The sequence below is a fragment of the Metabacillus dongyingensis genome, assembly GCF_019933155.2.
Taxonomy (GTDB): domain Bacteria; phylum Bacillota; class Bacilli; order Bacillales; family Bacillaceae; genus Bacillus_P; species Bacillus_P dongyingensis.
In genome coordinates this window covers 4572546-4590394 of the sequence record NZ_CP082944.1, presented here as the reverse complement: position 1 = coordinate 4590394, position 17849 = coordinate 4572546, and the positions used below count along the sequence as shown (strand labels likewise).

Here is a 17849-nt window from a genome sequence, read left to right as displayed (position 1 = left end):
AATGGAAAGAACATCAAGTCTGCAAAGAACAACAAATGAAACGGATATCTCCCTTTCTCTTTCAATTGACGGAGAAGGAATTTCTGAATTAAATACAGGCGTGCCTTTCATGACCCACATGCTTGATCTGTTTGCAAAGCATGGTCAATTTAATCTGTCTGTTGCGGCTATTGGAGATACGGAGATTGATGGCCATCATACGACAGAAGATATCGGCATTTGTCTTGGACAGGCATTCAGAGAAGCATTAGGCGATAAAAGAGGAATTAAGCGCTATGGTCAGGCATTGGTTCCAATGGATGAAGCCCTTGCCCAGGTAGTAGTTGATTTAAGCAACCGCCCGCACTTTGAATTGAAAGGCGAGTTTCCAAGTCCTACAGTAGGAAACTTTGATACAGAGCTTGTACATGAATTTCTATGGAAGTTTGCACTTGAAGCGCGCATCAATCTTCATGTCATTGTCCACTACGGACGAAACACTCATCATATGATTGAAGCGGTTTTCAAAGCCTTAGGCAGAGCGCTTGACGAAGCATCAACGATTGACCCTCGGATTAAAGGAGTCCCGTCTACGAAGGGAATGTTATAAATGATTGGAATTATTGATTATGGCATGGGGAATTTATACAGCGTCAGTAAAGCGCTTGAGCGCTTGAATATCGGCTATTTCATTTCGGAAAACCCAGAAGAGCTTGAAAAAGCGGATGGCTATATTCTTCCTGGAGTCGGCTCTTTTAAGGATGCAATGGCGATTTTAAATGAAACAAAGTTAACGGACTATATTCAGAAAATCGCTAGTGAAGGGAAGCCGCTGCTTGGTATTTGCTTAGGTATGCAATTATTATTTGATTCGAGCGAGGAAAATGGTTTAACAGAAGGACTCTCTCTTTTAAAAGGGAATGTCGTGCATTTTTCGGAAGACCTGATGAAAAAAGAGCAGCTGAAAGTGCCGCACATGGGCTGGAATCGATTACGCATGCACCAGCAGAGCGATCTTCTCGAAGGTCTTGAAGAAGGCTATTCCTATTTTGTGCATTCTTACTATGTGAAGGCTGAAAAGAGCAGCACCGTGATTGCAAGTGCCGATTATGGCGTTGATGTTCCCGCAGTTGTTGGTGAAAAAAATATATTCGGCACGCAATTTCATCCTGAAAAAAGCAGTCACTTAGGCATAGGCATTTTGAGAAACTTCGTCAAAATCGTTGAAGAGAAGGTGAAATCATGAGTGAATTTATCATATATCCGGCAATCGATATGCGCGGAGGAAAATGTGTCCGTCTTATACAAGGCGATTATGCAAAAGAAACAGTTTACGGCGACTCACCTTACGAGATGGCAAAAGTATTCGCTGATAAAGGGGCAAAATGGATCCACATGGTTGATCTGGATGGAGCCAAAGCCGGCAAAAGAGTCAATGACAATCATGTTCTTGAGGTCGCTGAAAAGCTGAATGTAAACGTGCAAATAGGCGGAGGGATCCGTACGGAGGAAGACGTAGAGTATTACCTTTCAAATGGGGTATCCCGCGTTATCCTGGGAAGCTCTGCTATCTCAAATCCTGATTTCGTGAAAAAAATGCTTGCGAAATATGGCAGTAAAATTGCGATCGGAATTGATGCGAAGGACGGCTATGTTTCTACTGAAGGGTGGATTGAGACGTCAACCGTAAAGGCTGCTGATCTTGGCGTGGAGCTTGCTGCTGCAGGTGCAGAGGTGTTTATTTTCACCGATATCGCAACAGACGGCATGTTATCAGGACCTAACATTGAAGCTGTGCGCGAAATGGCGAAGGCTACCGGCAAAGATGTGATTGCATCAGGCGGAGTCAGCTCTCTGAATGATTTGGTGGAGCTTGCTGCTTTTCAAAAAGAAGGAGTAGCAGGTGCAATTGTAGGAAAAGCGCTCTACACAAATCAATTCGATCTTGCACAAGCCTTAGAAGAGGTGGAGCGGGCATGATTACAAAACGGATCATTCCCTGTCTTGATGTAAAAGACGGAAGGGTAGTAAAAGGCATTCAATTTTTAGGACTGAGAGATGCTGGGGATCCTGTTGAGCTTGCCACCTTCTATGACAAAGAGGGCGCAGATGAGCTTGTCTTTTTGGATATATCTGCTTCTCACGAAGGCAGAAAAACAATGGTGGATGTGGTTGAACGTGTCGCAGCGCAGCTTGCGATCCCCTTTACAGTGGGAGGCGGCATCAATTCGCTTACCGACATGAAAAAAATTCTTCGTGCAGGTGCTGACAAAGTTTCCGTCAATACATCAGCAGTGATGCGCCCTGAACTGATTTCAGAGGGTGCACGATTCTTTGGCTCCCAATGCATTGTTGTAGCCATTGATGCAAGGTTTACTGAAGAAACCGGCAAATATATGGTGTACACACATGGCGGACGAAAAGAAACAGAGTGGGAAGTAACAGACTGGGCCAGAGAAGCAGTTAAGCGCGGCGCAGGCGAAATTCTGCTCACAAGCATGAACAGCGACGGTGAGAAAAGAGGATTCGACCTAACTTTAAATAAAATGGTGAGTGAAGCCGTTACCGTTCCTGTTATTGCTTCAGGGGGTGCAGGGAACGCTGAACATTTCGCAGAGGCATTCTTAGAAGGAAAAGCGGATGCTGCCCTTGCAGCTTCTATTTTCCACTATAAAGAGACGTCAGTAAAAGAAGTTAAAGATTACTTAAAAACGCAGGGAGTGAATGTCAGATGAATCTGCAATCGGCAAAGTTTGATCAAAATGGCTTAGTCCCTGCAATCGTTCAGGATGCAGTCAGCAAAGAAGTTCTTACTCTAGCTTATATGAATGAGGAATCTTTGCAAAAAACAATTGAAACAAAAGAAACATGGTTTTACAGCCGTTCCAGACAGGAGCTTTGGAACAAAGGGGCAACTTCAGGCAATACTCAGGAAGTGGTTGGTTTAAAATACGATTGCGACCAGGATGCCCTGCTCGTATTGGTAAGACCTGCCGGCCCTGCGTGTCATACTGGCTCATACTCTTGTTTTTCAGAAAACGTGTTTGGAGATTCCAGGCAAGCCCAGGGCGAACGCTTTGAAATCCTGAACACACTGGAAAAATTGATCGCCGAACGTGAAGCAGAAATGCCTGAAGGCTCTTATACCACGTACCTGTTTACAGAAGGCGTCGATAAAATCCTGAAAAAAGTTGGAGAGGAAGCATCAGAAGTCATCATCGCAGCCAAAAACCGCGATGCGGATGAATTAAAATGGGAAGCTGCTGATCTATTATTCCACTTAATGGTGCTGCTCCGCGAACAAAAACTTCCGCTTGATGAAGTGTTAAATGTATTGGAAGAGCGTCATATAACGAAAAAATAATGGAAGAGCCCTCGTCTTGAGGGCTTTTTCTTATGAGTAAAAAACCAGCTCTATCCTAAAAAAGTGCATTAAAGCCGCAGAATAGAGCAGGAAAAACGTCTCAAGCTTGAAAAAAGTGCATCAAAGGGTGATATGGAGCAGAAAAATGGCCTTCATCCTGAAAAAAGCGCGACAAAACAAGTGAATGGAGCAAAAAAATGCCTCTACCCTGAAAAATGTGCACATAGATTTTCCATGCTCACCTTCTTATCTGCTTTTTACTCGACGCAGTTGAGTATTTAGGGGTTAAATGCTGGTGAAGACAGAAGAAAAACTTGGCCGGCCATATTTGTGCTCGCTCAAGCAGGGTATATGCAACCCCGAGGTCATTTTCTGCTCGCTCATCAATAGATCTGCCATTTTCTCTTAATTAAAAACCTCATAAACTGCATTTCTATATAGAAAACCAATCTGGTCCCTCATAGATCCAGCACCGTATTTTCATAAAACTCCTTTTCTTCAAACCGCTCAAATATCTCCATCAATTCTGTTTGCCGCACCGCCATTTTGCCTAAGCTAAGACCAAGTTCATAAGGCAATATTCTTGTTTTGTAAAAGGGTTTAATAATTTTTACCATTCCTATTGTTGAACTTCCCCAGTGTGGTATACTAACCTACGGCAGAAGTAAAGAAATGGAGGATTTCAGTGGGAAAACAATCGAGTAACACTCAACAAAAAGCACAGATTGTCCCTTTCTTCCAAGACGGACAGTACTTTTACCGTAAGGGCATGAAAGCCTATCGGGAACGCGATCTTTTAAGAGCGAGCAAGTGGATTCAGCGTGCGATTCAGCTTGAGCCGAATCAGATTGTCATGCTTAGCCAGCTTGCAGCCATCTATACCGAGCTTGGAAAATACCAGCAATCTAATGAGCTTTTAACATATATTCTCAAGGATATTGATAAAGATTTAACGGAATGCCATTACTTTATGGCGAATAATTACGCACATTTAGGTCTCTTTCATGAAGCCTACAAATGCGCAATTGAATATCAAACAAAAGAGCCGAATGGCGAGTTCATCGAAGAAACAGAAGATCTCCTTGATTTGCTCACGATTGAAGGGGCAGATGAAGAGGATCCCTTTTTAGATTCTGATGAGCTGATTGTTAAGCAGGATGCAGCAAAATCACTTCTGGAAAATGGAAAATTAGAAGAGGCCATTGCCTTGTTAAAAGAAATTGTCACGGATTTTCCTGAATTCTGGTCTGCTTACAACAACTTGTCGTTAGCCTACTTTTACATGGGCGACGTTCAGCAGGCGAAAGATTATTTAGATATGGTGCTCGACAAAAATCCGGGCAATCTCCATGCTCTTTGCAATTTGCTTGTGTTCTACTACTACGAACGGCAGGATGATAAAGTAGAAGAATTGTCGCAAAGACTTGGACACATCTATCCTATTCTTTTTGAACACCGCTATAAGCTTGGTGCAACTTTTGCATTGGTCGGGCAATATGAACTTGCCTTTAAATGGCTCAGAGCCATCTATAGACAAGGTTTTGACGGTGATGATACCTTTTATTACTGGCTTTCATATTCTGCTTATTTTACCGGAAAAGAAGAGCTTGCGAGAACCAGCTGGGATCGTGTGATTGAAATCAATCCTGAAAAAGCGGGTTCGCAGCCGTGGTCGAAGGAGAAGAAGCCGGCGGAACGTCCATTGACGATGCCGATTGAAGAGCGTCTGCTTGCGATCTTTTTAGCGGCTGAAACAAAGCAGCTTGATCAGATCCAAATATTTCAAACAGCAAAAGTTCCACAATCAGTCTTCGAAAGAGAGTTTATGGATCTTGCAATTGCGCATGTTAATGGAGAGATTAAAAAAAGTGTCTCTGAGAAATCAAAGTTCACCTACCAGGCAGCGCAAGTCCTGTTTGAAAACAATAAAAACCTGAATGAAGGACTTTATTTGTTTTTCTTTAAAACAGCTTTAAAAGCAAAAAGAGAAGAGATGCCGCTTAAAAACCACCTTGCATGGGCTGGAGCACTCGAATACGTATGGAAAAAAGAAAATGGATATAAAGTGACGCAGACAGAGCTTGCTAAACAGTACTCCATTTCAGGTAAAACTCTTTCAAAGTATTCAGCTTTCATCAAGAATTTATGGACGTGAGCAAAAAAATGGCATGAACCTCTTATCTTTTATAGGATAAGAGTAGGGGAAACACAAGATCCCGAAAATGATCAATTGCTGCGAAGGCAAGGAGTGATGTAGTGTGTCTGAAGAGAAAATTTATGATGTCATTATCGCTGGTGCAGGTCCTGCCGGAATGACAGCAGCTGTTTATACATCCAGAGCAAACCTCTCAACTTTAATGATTGAGCGCGGTGTTCCTGGAGGACAAATGGCAAATACAGAGGACGTTGAAAACTATCCTGGTTTTGACCATATTCTTGGACCTGACTTATCAACAAAAATGTTTGACCATGCGAAAAAATTCGGTGCTGAATATGCATACGGAGATATAAAAGAAATTATCGACGGTGAAGAGTACAAAACCGTTGTTGCCGGAAGCAAACAATATAAAGCGCGTTCTATCATTATTTCGGCTGGTGCCGAGTATAAAAAAATCGGCGTTCCGGGCGAAAAGGAACTTGGCGGCCGCGGAGTTTCTTACTGTGCAGTCTGTGACGGCGCATTCTTTAAAAAGAAAGAGCTGATCGTTATTGGCGGAGGCGACTCTGCAGTAGAAGAAGGCGTGTATTTAACCCGTTTCGCATCAAAAGTGACAATTGTTCACAGACGTGATGAGCTTCGTGCCCAAAAAATTCTTCAGCAGCGCGCATTTGATAATGAAAAAGTAGATTTCATCTGGAATCATACGATTAAAGAAATCAATGAAAAAGACGGCAAGGTAGGCAGTGCAACCCTTGTAAACACTCAAACAGGCGAAGAGACTGAAATGAGTGCGGACGGAGTATTTATTTATATCGGAATGCTTCCTCTGTCAAAACCGTTTGCTTCTATCGGCATTACAAACGAAAACGGATATATCGAAACGAATGAGCGCATGGAAACGAAGGTCCCTGGCATCTTTGCTGCAGGCGATATCCGTGAAAAGTCATTGCGTCAAATCGTAACAGCTACAGGCGATGGCTCGATTGCAGCACAAAGTGCTCAGCATTTTGTAGAAGAATTAATGGAAAAAATGAAAGCTGCCAACTAACTTTCGGTAAAGCTTTAAACAGTTAACAAAAACGTAACTCGGTTTTAACTATCCTGTAACACCACTGAAATAATAATGCGGTACTATATAAGTAGTAATTGACCCCCTTTTATAAATAAACTTTTGAGTACGGGCGCCCTTTCCCGTACTCCTTTTTTTTGTTTATTATCCTTTGAAACTTTTATCCGGGCTCACACGTATATAAACCTCATAAGCCATTCCTTTAAAAAATAAGTCTGTACAAAGCCTCCGTTCATTGTGAGGTTGTCTTTGAAATAGTATAATAAAGAGTGAGTAAATATGTTTAGACTACCCGAACGAACCCAGAGGTGAAAGACTTTTGCAAAGAGTAACGAATTGCGTTTTAGTACAGGACAATAAAATTCTTCTCCTGCAAAAACCGAGAAGAGGATGGTGGGTGGCGCCTGGCGGAAAAATGGAGCAGGGTGAATCGATTAAAGACACTGTCATTCGAGAATATCGTGAAGAAACAGGCATATATTTAAAAAACCCAAAAATTAAAGGAATCTTCACCTTTATTATTAAAGATGGAAATGAAATTGTTTCAGAGTGGATGATGTTTACGTTTTTTGCTACGGAATTCACAGGTGAGAATGTGGCAGAGTCTGAGGAAGGAAAGCTTAAGTGGCATTCTTTAGAAGAGGTCAGTGACCTTCCGATGGCTCCGGGAGACCATCATATTCTTGAGTTTATGATGAAAGGTGCAGGGCTGATATATGGCACCTTTACATACACACCTGATTTTGAACTGCTGGCATATCGGTTAGATCCGCAGTAAACGATCCATTCATTCATATAAAAGCACGGGGAAAGAGAAAGGAGGAAATCTGCATGAGTACAGGCAGTGTTCAGGATATTAAGATGGTGATTATTACAGGTATGTCAGGAGCAGGCAAAACGGTTGCCATTCAAAGCTTTGAAGATCTTGGTTATTTTTGTGTAGATAACCTGCCGCCTAATCTGCTTCCGAAGTTTCTTGAGCTGATGAAGGAATCCGGCTCTAAAATGAACAAAGTTGCACTGGTAATGGATTTGCGGGGACGCGAATTTTTTGAAAGCCTGTTTCAGGCACTGGATGATATGGCGGAAAAGACTTGGATTAATCCTCAAATTCTTTTTCTGGATGCTAAGGATGCTACCCTTGTTACTCGATACAAGGAAACACGCAGGTCTCATCCATTAGCCACCACAGGCTTGCCTTTAGAAGGAATTAAAAACGAAAGAGAATTGCTTGAGGAACTGAAAGGCCGTTCACAGATGATTTTTGACACATCTGAATTGAAGCCCCGCGAACTCAGAGAAAAAATACTGAAGCAGTTTGCGGAAGATGCTGAGCATACCTTCTCTGTAAATGTGCTCTCGTTCGGTTTTAAATACGGAGTGCCGATCGATGCTGATTTGGTGTTCGATGTCAGATTCTTGCCGAATCCGCATTATATTGATCATATGAGACCAAAAACAGGACTTGAAGAGGAAGTTTCCTCATATGTTCTAAAATGGACAGAGACTCAGAAGTTTTTAGAAAAGGTACTTGATTTGCTTACCTTCATGCTGCCTTACTATAAAAGAGAAGGAAAAAGCCAGCTTGTCATTGCAATAGGATGCACAGGCGGCCAGCACAGGTCGGTTACATTGGCGGAATACATTGCGAAGCACTACAAAAATGATTATCTGACGCACGTATCACATCGTGATATTGAGCGCAGAAGCCGTCATTAAATGACTGATACTGCAAATAGGCCAAAGGTTGTCATAATCGGCGGAGGTACCGGATTGTCTGTACTATTGCGGGGGTTAAAAGTATACCCAGTTGATATTACAGCAATTGTTACAGTTGCAGATGATGGCGGGAGCTCAGGCCGGCTCCGTGAGGAACTCAAAATTCCGCCTCCAGGTGACATACGCAATGTGTTAGCTGCGCTTTCAGATGTAGAGCCGTTAGTAGAAGATTTATTTCAGCACAGGTTTAATAAAGGAAATAGTCTCACAGGACATTCTCTTGGAAATCTTATCTTGGCAGCAATGACGAATATTACAGGCGACTTTTTCCATGCCGTGCGGGAAATGAGCAAAGTCCTTAATGTGCGCGGAAAAGTTCTGCCTGCTGCAAATCGAAGCGTCGTCCTTCATGCTGAAATGGAAGATGGAACGATCGTTTCAGGAGAATCAAAAATACCTTACTCCGGCAAGAAGATTAAACGCGTCTTTTTATCACCTGAATCCATTGAACCTCTTGAAGAAACGATCGAAGTGATTCGGCAGGCTGATTTAATTCTCCTTGGTCCGGGAAGCTTGTACACGAGTATTCTGCCTAACCTTCTCGTTCCTAAAATTGGTGATGAGGTATGCAAGGCAAAAGCAAAAAAGGTTTATATTTGCAATGTGATGACTCAGGCAGGGGAAACCCTTGATTTTACTGCAAGCGATCATGTAAAAGCATTGAATGAACACATGAAATGCACGTTCATCGATACAATATTAGTGAATGATGAAGAAATTCCTGATATGATGAAAGCATTATATGCAGAGGAACTGGCTAAACCCGTCTATTATGATATTGAAGCATTGCGTGATTTGGGACTTGAGATCGTTCATGACAAGATTGTTTCCTACGAAAATAACGTCATCCGCCATGATACGGTTAAAGTTGCCAAGCTGCTATATGATATGATCACATAAAAAATAAAGAGTGCAAACGAATGCATTTATAGGATTGGAGGGTGCAGAAAGATGTCCTTTGCTTCTGAAACAAAAAAAGAATTAACCAACATAGAATCTAAAGCCTGTTGTTTAAAAGCAGAGTTATCTGCACTCATCCGAATGAACGGCTCTCTTTCTTTTTCGAATCGAAAATTAATTTTGGACATTCAAACCGAAAATGCAGCAATAGCTAGAAGAATATATACTCTCTTAAAAAAGCAGTATGACGTTTCTGTCGAGCTGCTTGTGCGGAAGAAAATGCGTTTGAAAAAGAATAACGTCTACATCGTTCGGCTGATAGAAAAAGCTCGTGAAATATTAGAGGATCTGGGCATCCTAGGAGAGAACTTTACGTTTGAGAGAAGTATTTCCGAGGAGCTTGTCAGAAAGAAATGCTGTAAGCGATCCTATATAAGAGGTGCCTTTTTAGCAGGAGGTTCTGTCAATAATCCGGAGACTTCATCCTATCACTTAGAAATTTTTTCATTATATAAAGAGCACAATGACTCTCTATGTGAATTAATGAATTCCTTCCATTTGAACAGCAAAACACTTGAACGGAAAAAAGGATACATTACCTATTTGAAGGAAGCTGAGAAAATCTCAGATTTTCTCAGCATTATCGGCGGACACCAGGCACTCCTGCGCTTTGAAGATGTGCGGATTGTCCGTGATATGAGAAATTCCGTTAACCGTCTCGTCAATTGTGAAACCGCTAACTTAAATAAAACAATTGGTGCAGCCATACGCCAAGTCGAGAATATTAAATTCATCGATGAAAAAATGGGTCTTGAAGCACTGCCCGACAAATTAAGTGAAATCGCACGCCTTCGGGTAGAGTATCAGGATGTTACGCTTAAAGAACTGGGTGAAATGGTATCAAGCGGCAAAATCAGCAAGTCAGGCATTAATCACCGTCTGAGAAAACTTGACGAGATTGCAGAACAACTTAGAAATGGCCAGCCGGTAACGATCAAATAAAAAGGGGAAAGAAGAGGGGATTTATATGGTTGAGAAACAGGTCGAAGTTCGTTTAAAGACAGGCTTACAAGCCCGTCCCGCAGCACTTTTTGTACAAGAGGCTAATCGTTATTCATCAGACATCTTTTTAGAAAAAGACGGGAAAAAGGTGAACGCGAAGAGCATCATGGGGTTAATGAGTCTCGCCATCAGCACTGGCTCAGTGGTTACTCTTATCGCAGAAGGCCATGACGAGTCAGAAGCATTAGAAGTTTTATCTCAATATGTGAAACAAGAAGCTTAAAAACGGCCTTTGGCCGTTTTTTTTGATTAGGAGGTATTTGAAAAAAAGAAAGTATTTCGTTGACTTTGGAAATTATTTTACGGGTTTTCGCTAGTAAAAAGGATATTTGGGAAAGTAAAAATCACGATTTAGAAAGTAAATCAGCTTTACTGGCAAACATCGGATAAGAATAAGCCGCTTTCATACGCTCTCTATGAGTATCCAAAACCAGAATTGAGCCTGTAAAGAGAAATCATACGCTCTCATTGAGTATCCAAAACCAGGATTGAGCCTGTTTAGGGGAATCATACGGACTCATTGAGTATCCAAATCTAGGATTGAGCCTGTATAGGGGAATCATACGCACTCTATGAGTATCCAAAACCAGGATTGAGCCTGTAAAGGGGAATCATACGTACTTTATGAGTATCCAAAACCAGGATTGAGACCTTAAAGAGGAATCATACTCACTCATTGAGTACCCAAATCCGAGATTTAGCCTGTAAAAGGGGATCATACGCACTCTATGAGTATCCAAAACCAGGATTGTGCCTGATCAGGGGAATCATACGTACTCTATGAGTATCCAAATCCAGGATTGTGCCTGTAAAGAGGAATCATACGCACTCATTGAGTACCCAAATCTGAGATTTAGCCTGTAAAAGGGAATCATACTCTCTCTATGAGTATCTAAATCCAGAATTGAGCCTGTAAAGAGGAATCATACGCACTCATTGAGTACCCAAATCCGAGATTTAGCCTGTAAAAGGGGATCATACACTCTCTATTAGTATCCAAAACCAGGATTGAGCCTGTAAAGGGGAATCATACGTACTCTATGAGTATCCAAAACCAGGATTGTGCCTGTAAAGGGGAATCATACGCACTCTATGAGTATCCAAATCCAGAATTGAGCCTGTAAAGAGAAATCATACGCTCTCATTGAGTATCCAAAACCAGGATTGAGCCTGTTTAGGGGAATCATACGGACTCATTGAGTATCCAAATCTAGGATTGAGCCTGTATAGGGGAATCATACGCACTCTATGAGTATCCAAAACCAGGATTGAGCCTGTAAAGGGGAATCATACGTACTTTATGAGTATCCAAAACCAGGATTGAGACCTTAAAGAGGAATCATACGCACTCATTGAGTACCCAAATCCGAGATTTAACCTGTAAAAGGGGATCATACGCTCTCTATAAGTATCCAAAACCAGGATTGTGCCTGTATAGAGGAATCATACGCACTCATTGAGTATCCAAAACCAGGATCATGCCTGTTTAGGGGAATCATACGCTCATGCCTCAAAACAAAAAAACAGAACGGCCTTAGGCCGTTCTGCTGTATCTTCTTATTTATTATCAGGCATTGTATTGCGAGTCATCACTTTATCAATCAAGCCGTACTCAAGTGCGCGTTCTGCCGTCATGAAGTTGTCACGGTCTGTATCGCGAGCGATCACTTCCATTGGCTGGCCAGTGCGGTCAGCAAGAATTTGATTCAGCTTATCACGCAAGAACAAGATGCGTTTTGCAGCGATCTCAATTTCAGTTGCCTGTCCTTGAGCTCCGCCAAGAGGCTGATGAATCATAACTTCACTGTTTGGAAGGGCATAGCGTTTGCCTTTTGCGCCGGCTGCAAGGAGGAATGCTCCCATTGAAGCAGCCATACCGATGCAGATTGTTGATACTTGTGGTTTAATAAACTGCATTGTATCGTAAATCGCCATACCGGCTGTAATAGAACCGCCAGGGCTGTTAATGTAGATTGAGATGTCTTTCTCTGGATCTTCAGCTTCTAAGAACAAAAGCTGTGATACAATTGAGTTTGCCACGTTATCGTCAATTCCGCTTCCAAGCATAATAATGCGGTCTTTTAAAAGACGTGAGTAAATATCGTATGCACGTTCACCGCGGTTCGTTTGTTCAATAACTGTAGGTATTAAATTCATCGTATTTTCCTCCTTTTAAATAAAGGTAAATTTTATGTACTCTCATCATACAACTATGGTCAATAAAGGTCAAACGAAACGCTGTTCTTTAAAGCTTTTTCTTGCACCTTATACATATGTAGCAGTTGCTGACTGTAAACATGTTACCCAATTATTCTTTCTTTCAAACAGTTGAGTAAAGCTGTTTCATGCCTCATTTTTTCTGCGTATAATGAACTTCTATAGTGGTGTTTCCTTAGGAGGCTGTAACGTATGTATTCGGCAGGCTCTTTAAAATATCCTTTATATTTTCTTTCGGTGCTGACAAAAGGCATTCACTATTTCACCAGTCTGGTACCCTGCCGTCTTATGATCAGTCGTGCAGCACTTTTCGCTGAAATCTCTTCGGATGTATCCAGAAACGTACTATATGCAGTATAGATCCACATTGTTGCCTTAGAAATGAAAGTTACCCTGATCTAAATCACAGGCGAAAGAGGAACCATTTGAATATGATGTAACCTTTCATCGTCCATGTACTCCTTTGTTCTTTATCACTAATAATTCCTCGATTATCAGAGATTTATATCCTGAAAACCTCCGTTATCTTCAGGAGTTTAGTCATTTCAGCCTGCAGTATAAAAATACCGCTTGATACATAGGTTGTTTTTATCGTATAATAACGCTACTGACTAATTAACTTTTATATGCGCTCGTAGCTCAGTTGGATAGAGCGGTGGTTTCCGGTACCACGTCTGTCGGGGGTTCGAATCCCTTCGAGCGCGTCACTTATAGAAAGAGCTGGTTTTTTAATTAAACCAGCTCTTTCTTTTTTTGTTGGATTTACGCTAATAAAACTACTATGCGGCCGTCAAAGAATAGCAGGACGCCTATACGGAGTACAAGCTCGGGCACAAAGACTCCTTTTTCAGAACGGAGCTGAACACACGCATCTGCTATTTGAATTGCTAGATTCTTTCATAGATTCCTTAAAAATAGACTAATGAGCCAAGAGAGGCGCCTTTCCAAAAGGCGTCTCTCTATCATTTACTATAAAAAGGAGTGATAAAGATTGAGTGTTTCTCAAAAATATCAAATTGAACAGCGCTATATCCGTCTTGGAAATGCACGTTCAGGGGAAAAGCTGACTGGACCTCTATTTATAGTCTCTCACGAAACGGCAAATAACTCAGCTGATGCAGACGATCACTTTAATTATTTTAACAACTCTCAGCCGAGTGCTTCTGCTCATGCGTTTATAGATGATGATAAAATTCTTGAGATCATCCCATTAAATGAAAAAGCTTGGCATAATCTTTACCGGAACCCTGAAGATAATCAGCTCTTCGGTTATGATGCAAATGAAGCAGCTATTGCTGTTGAGCTCTGCCGCACTGGAGAATTCATTAAAGCTTATGACCGGTATGTATGGTACCACGCGTACCTTTGCCGCAGGTTCAATTTAAACCCTTCAACTAAAATAGTCGCACACAGCACACTTGATCCACGCCGAAGATTGGATCCGGACAGCTGGTTCAGTGGACATGGTGTGACTTGGGAAAAATTCATGAGTGATGTGCGTGTTTATTATGATGCATGGGGGAGCAGCGGAACGCCTATTAAAGTTGAACCGCCAAAGCAGGAAACAGGCACTGTGGTAGATGTCACCATTATACGAAGGGGAAACCGGGGCCCGGAGGTAACTTTTTTACAGAAAAAACTGATCTCACTGGGATATGCGCTCCCGAGATTCGGTGCAGACGGCACGTTTGGTGCGGAGACAGCAGCTGCGGTTAAAGAGTTTCAAAGAGATCAGAGAATAACGGCTGATGGAATCGTAGGGCCGGAGACCTTCAGCAAGCTGAATCGGGCAAAACCAAGACGTGGAAAACCGTATCCGGGTACTCTTTACAGATTGAAGTCTCCATATATGAAGAGCGCAAATATCGGAGAAATACAGCGAAAGCTTGGAGTAAAGGCAGACAATATTTATGGACCAATCACTGAGCGTGCAGTAAGGGATTTTCAGCGCAGGCAAAATCTTAAAGTTGATGGTATTGTAGGACCGCTGACATGGCGAAGGTTATTTCTGTAAGAAAAGTGTTTTTAGACGATTTAGACAGATATTGACACTGGGACCTTTAATGCCAATCCGATAAAAAAAGCCCCGCCAAGATAACCTAGGCGGGGCATGATTGAATGGAAACAGAAATAATATGTAAGAGTCCAGTAAGCCGCACTGGACAAGAAGTGTATATTGCCGTGCTTGACGACTCAACAATTCTTATTTTAAAGCATGTCGCGCTTTTTGTGAACAGGTAAATTTTTCAATTATTTATCGGATTTAATCGTAGTGTACGCCTCGTCCAAATTCTGAATCCGTTTTAAGACCACTGAGTTTTTTGTAAGCTGATCCTGAACCAGCGCTGATACGACAGATCGATAATAACGGTTCATGGCATCAAGCTTCGGAACTTGACCTTCATTCTGTTTAATGTGCTCTTTAAAATTTTGCTCAAAGTAGGGCACTGAAAATAATTCACTCATTGATATCTCTCCTTTGAAGTTCTTTCCATACAATGATGGACCGTTTTCGTGTAAAATGAGAAGCAGGGGGAACGAACTATGAATATGAAAGTCGGTTTATTTCAAGAGCAATCATTAAAACTTAATATGACTCAAGAGTTAAAGCAAGCGATTACTCTCCTTCAATACTCCTCTATGGAGCTTGCCTCCTATATAGAGGACCTTACCCTGGAAAATCCCCTCATCGAATTAAAAGAGAAGCCTGATTCAGGCGTATTGTATCATACCTCATCACGGGTGAAAATGACAAGTTCATCAAAGAACAGGGACATGATTGAAAACGTCTCAAGCCTTGGCACAACACTGCAGCAGCATTTAGAAGCACAGCTGCTGGGGATGAAGCTGACTGCATCAGAAAAACGCGCACTTCATATCCTGATACAGGCTCTTGATCCTAACGGGTACATAGAGGCAGATCTTAGTGTGCTTTCAGAAAAATTCAGCATCAGTGCTGAGGAGCTAAATCAGCAGCTAACCGTATTACAGAAGCTTGACCCGGCAGGAGTAGGGGCGAGAAATCTGCAGGAATGCATTTCGATTCAGCTTGCAAGGCTGCCAAAACGAAATAAAACAGCCGAATTAATTGTGAACGACTATTTCTACTTATTCGCAGAAAAATCATGGAAAGAGCTTGCGAAAAGAACGAAGCTTGATTTAAAAGAAATTCAAGGTGTCCAGGATTTTATAAAAAAACTGCATCCGCGCCCTGGGCTTGCCTATCATCACGTTCATGACAGCTATATTGTTCCTGAGCTGACAGTTGCCAAGGTTCACGGGGAATGGCAAGTCATGTACAATGATGACATTTCACCTAAAGTCGCCGTTAACTCTGCCTATGAATCGGATTATTCTTCTATAGAAGATGCAGATGTGAAGCAATATCTGTCTTCAAAGCTCAATCAATGCAGATGGCTGATAAAAACGCTGAATCAGCGGAAAGAGACAATGATGAAAGTGATGAAAGAGATTGTCCGGAGGCAGGCTGACTTTTTCGAAAAAGGTGAGTTGTTTATGAAACCGCTGACATTAAAGACTGTCGCTGATGCTATTGAAGTTCATGAATCAACTGTCAGCAGGACAGTGAGGGAGAAGTATGTTCAGACTCCTCATGGGCTTTATGAGCTGAAGTTTTTTTTCTCAAACGGATTAGAGCAATCCTCTCAGGACATCACTGCTTCCACTGTAAAAACAATCATAGAACAAATGATTGAACAGGAAGATAAGCTTGCTCCGCTGTCCGATCAGAAAATTGTCTCAAAACTCACAGAGGAACATCAAATAGATGTCTCAAGAAGAACGGTGGCCAAATACAGAGATCAGCTAGGCATTGCCTCTTCTTCTGCAAGAAAACGATATTAGGATGTGTAAAAATAATGCTTTTAAAAATGTATTCAAGAAACAGCTGTCCTCTCTGCTCTGAAGCTTTAGAGGAACTTGAAAAGCTGAAAAACGACATGGAAATTGAAATCGAGGTTGTTGATATTTACAGTGACGATGCCCTGCTTGAAAAGTATCAGCTCATGATTCCTGTCGTTGAATATGGAGGTTTGGTGCTTGGATACGGCAAAATTAAAAAAGATTTTATAAGAAAGCGGTTACTTGACGAAAAGCGAGAAACAATAGTTGAATAAGCTTTTTCACCCTGTTAAAATAAAAATATAGCAGGGATGATTTTTTTTAGGGATAGTGGGACATATTACGTCATAGAGGGACATTTTTTGTCCCGTATGTTCTTGAAAGGGAATTTGTACATGAGGTCAATTATAGAAGTCCAAAAAAAATTATTGCCTGATCTGCTTCAAGTTATGCAAAAACGTTATCAGATCCTTCAGTATATACGACTAATGCAGCCAATCGGACGTCGAAGTCTTTCATCTAGTCTCGGGATCAGTGAACGGGTTTTAAGAGGGGAAGTTCAATTTTTGAAAGATCAAAATTTGATCGATATTTTTTCCTCCGGCATGATGTTAACGAAGGAAGGATCATCTCTGTTAAGAATTCTCGAAGAAACGATGAAAGATGTTTTAGGTCTAACGTTTTTGGAAAATACATTAAAGGAACGTTTAAATCTAAAAAACGTCATCGTCGTATCCGGAGACAGCGATCAGTTCTCATGGGTTAAGAAAGAAATGGGCAGAGCCTGTGTTGCATGCATAAAAGAGCGGCTTACAGGAGAAAATATCGTCGCTGTCACTGGAGGAACAACCATTGCCGCTGTCGCTGAAATGATGACACCGGACAGTAAAAATCGCGAACAGCTGTATGTACCTGCCAGAGGCGGTCTTGGAGAAAATGTAGAAAACCAGGCCAACACAATCTGCGCAAAAATGGCTGAGAGGGCGATGGGAAACTACCGTCTTCTGCACGTTCCAGATCAGTTAAGCAAGGAAGCCTATCTCTCTATTATTGAAGAACCGTCGATTAAAGAGCTGCTTATGCTCATTAAATCTTCAAGTATGGTTGTTCATGGAATAGGAGACGCTAAGACAATGGCGGAACGCCGGAAAACACTGCCAGAAGACTACATAAAGATAGAGCAGGGTCAGGCGGTAGCTGAAGCGTTCGGGTATTATTTCAATCAAGAAGGAGAAGTCGTTCACAAGGTGCAGACAGTAGGGATGCAGCTTAGCGACTTAGAAAAGATTCAGGATGTTATTGCAGTGGCAGGCGGAGCATCAAAAGCAAAAGCCATCCGGGCATACCTGAGGCAGGCAGCCGATTCCATTCTTATAACGGATGAAGGCGCCGCGAAAGAGTTAATAAGGGATCTTAATCCCTAATTATATAGCTACAAAAAAATCTCTCACTTATTT

At 41.7% G+C, this 17849-nt stretch carries 18 protein-coding genes, 1 tRNA gene and 1 pseudogene; 18 read left to right on the top strand and 2 right to left on the bottom strand.

Annotated features, from left to right (window positions below; all coding sequences use genetic code 11):
- Position 1: 1 nt before the first annotated feature.
- From hisB to K8L98_RS22710, 12 genes are all read left to right on the top strand, one after another.
- The gene (gene hisB, locus K8L98_RS22765; RefSeq protein ID WP_223438311.1) at positions 2-589 is read left to right on the top strand and encodes an imidazoleglycerol-phosphate dehydratase HisB; all 588 of its coding nucleotides are present in this window, start codon (positions 2-4) and stop codon (positions 587-589) included.
- Positions 590-1225: an imidazole glycerol phosphate synthase subunit HisH gene (gene hisH / locus K8L98_RS22760; protein ID WP_223438304.1), complete on the top strand. Its 636-nt coding sequence runs from the start codon at positions 590-592 to the stop codon at positions 1223-1225.
- A complete protein-coding gene (gene hisA / locus K8L98_RS22755) occupies positions 1222-1959 on the top strand; it encodes a 1-(5-phosphoribosyl)-5-[(5-phosphoribosylamino)methylideneamino]imidazole-4-carboxamide isomerase (protein ID WP_223438302.1) in 738 nt (245 codons plus the stop codon). The genes hisH and hisA overlap by 4 nt, the downstream gene beginning before the upstream one ends.
- Complete coding sequence (gene hisF / locus K8L98_RS22750; protein WP_223438301.1) at positions 1956-2714, top strand: imidazole glycerol phosphate synthase subunit HisF; 759 nt, start codon at positions 1956-1958, stop codon at positions 2712-2714. Before hisA ends, hisF begins: the two co-directional genes overlap by 4 nt.
- Entirely contained in the window at positions 2711-3343 is a 633-nt protein-coding gene (hisIE, locus tag K8L98_RS22745; RefSeq protein WP_223438299.1) for a bifunctional phosphoribosyl-AMP cyclohydrolase/phosphoribosyl-ATP diphosphatase HisIE, read from the top strand. The genes hisF and hisIE overlap by 4 nt, the downstream gene beginning before the upstream one ends.
- A gap of 685 nt (positions 3344-4028) precedes the next feature.
- Positions 4029-5498, top strand: a complete 1470-nt coding sequence (locus K8L98_RS22740; protein ID WP_223438295.1) for a tetratricopeptide repeat protein — start codon at positions 4029-4031, stop codon at positions 5496-5498.
- Between the two features lie 103 nt (positions 5499-5601).
- Positions 5602-6552: a thioredoxin-disulfide reductase gene (gene trxB, locus K8L98_RS22735; protein ID WP_223438293.1), complete on the top strand. Its 951-nt coding sequence runs from the start codon at positions 5602-5604 to the stop codon at positions 6550-6552.
- A gap of 340 nt (positions 6553-6892) precedes the next feature.
- Positions 6893-7351 (top strand): 8-oxo-dGTP diphosphatase, encoded by a 459-nt coding sequence (locus K8L98_RS22730; RefSeq protein ID WP_223438291.1) that lies wholly within the window; start codon positions 6893-6895, stop codon positions 7349-7351.
- Positions 7352-7404: 53 nt separating this feature from the next.
- Entirely contained in the window at positions 7405-8292 is an 888-nt protein-coding gene (gene rapZ, locus K8L98_RS22725) for an RNase adapter RapZ (RefSeq protein WP_223438289.1), read from the top strand.
- Positions 8293-9252, top strand: coding sequence for a gluconeogenesis factor YvcK family protein (locus K8L98_RS22720; RefSeq protein ID WP_223438287.1), 960 nt, complete (start codon positions 8293-8295; stop codon positions 9250-9252).
- 51 nt (positions 9253-9303) lie between these two features.
- Complete coding sequence (gene whiA / locus K8L98_RS22715; protein WP_223438285.1) at positions 9304-10254, top strand: DNA-binding protein WhiA; 951 nt, start codon at positions 9304-9306, stop codon at positions 10252-10254.
- Positions 10255-10279: 25 nt separating this feature from the next.
- The gene (locus tag K8L98_RS22710; protein WP_133312653.1) at positions 10280-10537 is read left to right on the top strand and encodes an HPr family phosphocarrier protein; all 258 of its coding nucleotides are present in this window, start codon (positions 10280-10282) and stop codon (positions 10535-10537) included.
- Between the two features lie 1334 nt (positions 10538-11871).
- Here K8L98_RS22710 and clpP read toward each other — a convergent pair.
- Positions 11872-12471, bottom strand: a complete 600-nt coding sequence (clpP, locus tag K8L98_RS22705; protein ID WP_223438283.1) for an ATP-dependent Clp endopeptidase proteolytic subunit ClpP — start codon at positions 12469-12471, stop codon at positions 11872-11874.
- 688 nt (positions 12472-13159) lie between these two features.
- Here clpP and K8L98_RS22700 point away from each other — a divergent pair.
- The 3 genes and pseudogenes from K8L98_RS22700 (at position 13160) to K8L98_RS22690 (ending at position 14545) form a co-directional block, all read left to right on the top strand.
- Positions 13160-13235 (top strand) — tRNA-Arg (locus K8L98_RS22700).
- A 287-nt stretch (positions 13236-13522) separates the two neighbouring features.
- Positions 13523-14038 (top strand): annotated as a pseudogene (locus K8L98_RS22695) (peptidoglycan recognition protein family protein); the annotation flags it as partial.
- Positions 14018-14545 (top strand): peptidoglycan-binding domain-containing protein, encoded by a 528-nt coding sequence (locus K8L98_RS22690; RefSeq protein WP_223443713.1) that lies wholly within the window; start codon positions 14018-14020, stop codon positions 14543-14545. The pseudogene K8L98_RS22695 and the gene K8L98_RS22690, both read left to right, overlap by 21 nt.
- 236 nt (positions 14546-14781) lie before the next feature.
- Here the strand turns inward: K8L98_RS22690 and yvfG are convergent, their stop codons facing one another.
- The gene (gene yvfG / locus K8L98_RS22685; RefSeq protein WP_223438281.1) at positions 14782-14997 is read right to left on the bottom strand and encodes a protein YvfG; all 216 of its coding nucleotides are present in this window, start codon (positions 14995-14997) and stop codon (positions 14782-14784) included.
- A 78-nt stretch (positions 14998-15075) separates the two neighbouring features.
- Here yvfG and rpoN point away from each other — a divergent pair, with 78 nt between their 5' ends.
- From rpoN to K8L98_RS22670, 3 genes are all read left to right on the top strand, one after another.
- Positions 15076-16395, top strand: coding sequence for an RNA polymerase factor sigma-54 (gene rpoN / locus K8L98_RS22680; RefSeq protein WP_223438279.1), 1320 nt, complete (start codon positions 15076-15078; stop codon positions 16393-16395).
- 14 nt (positions 16396-16409) lie between these two features.
- Positions 16410-16667, top strand: a complete 258-nt coding sequence (locus tag K8L98_RS22675; protein ID WP_223438277.1) for a glutaredoxin family protein — start codon at positions 16410-16412, stop codon at positions 16665-16667.
- Between the two features lie 120 nt (positions 16668-16787).
- The gene (locus tag K8L98_RS22670) at positions 16788-17816 is read left to right on the top strand and encodes a sugar-binding transcriptional regulator (protein WP_223438275.1); all 1029 of its coding nucleotides are present in this window, start codon (positions 16788-16790) and stop codon (positions 17814-17816) included.
- Positions 17817-17849: the final 33 nt, after the last annotated feature.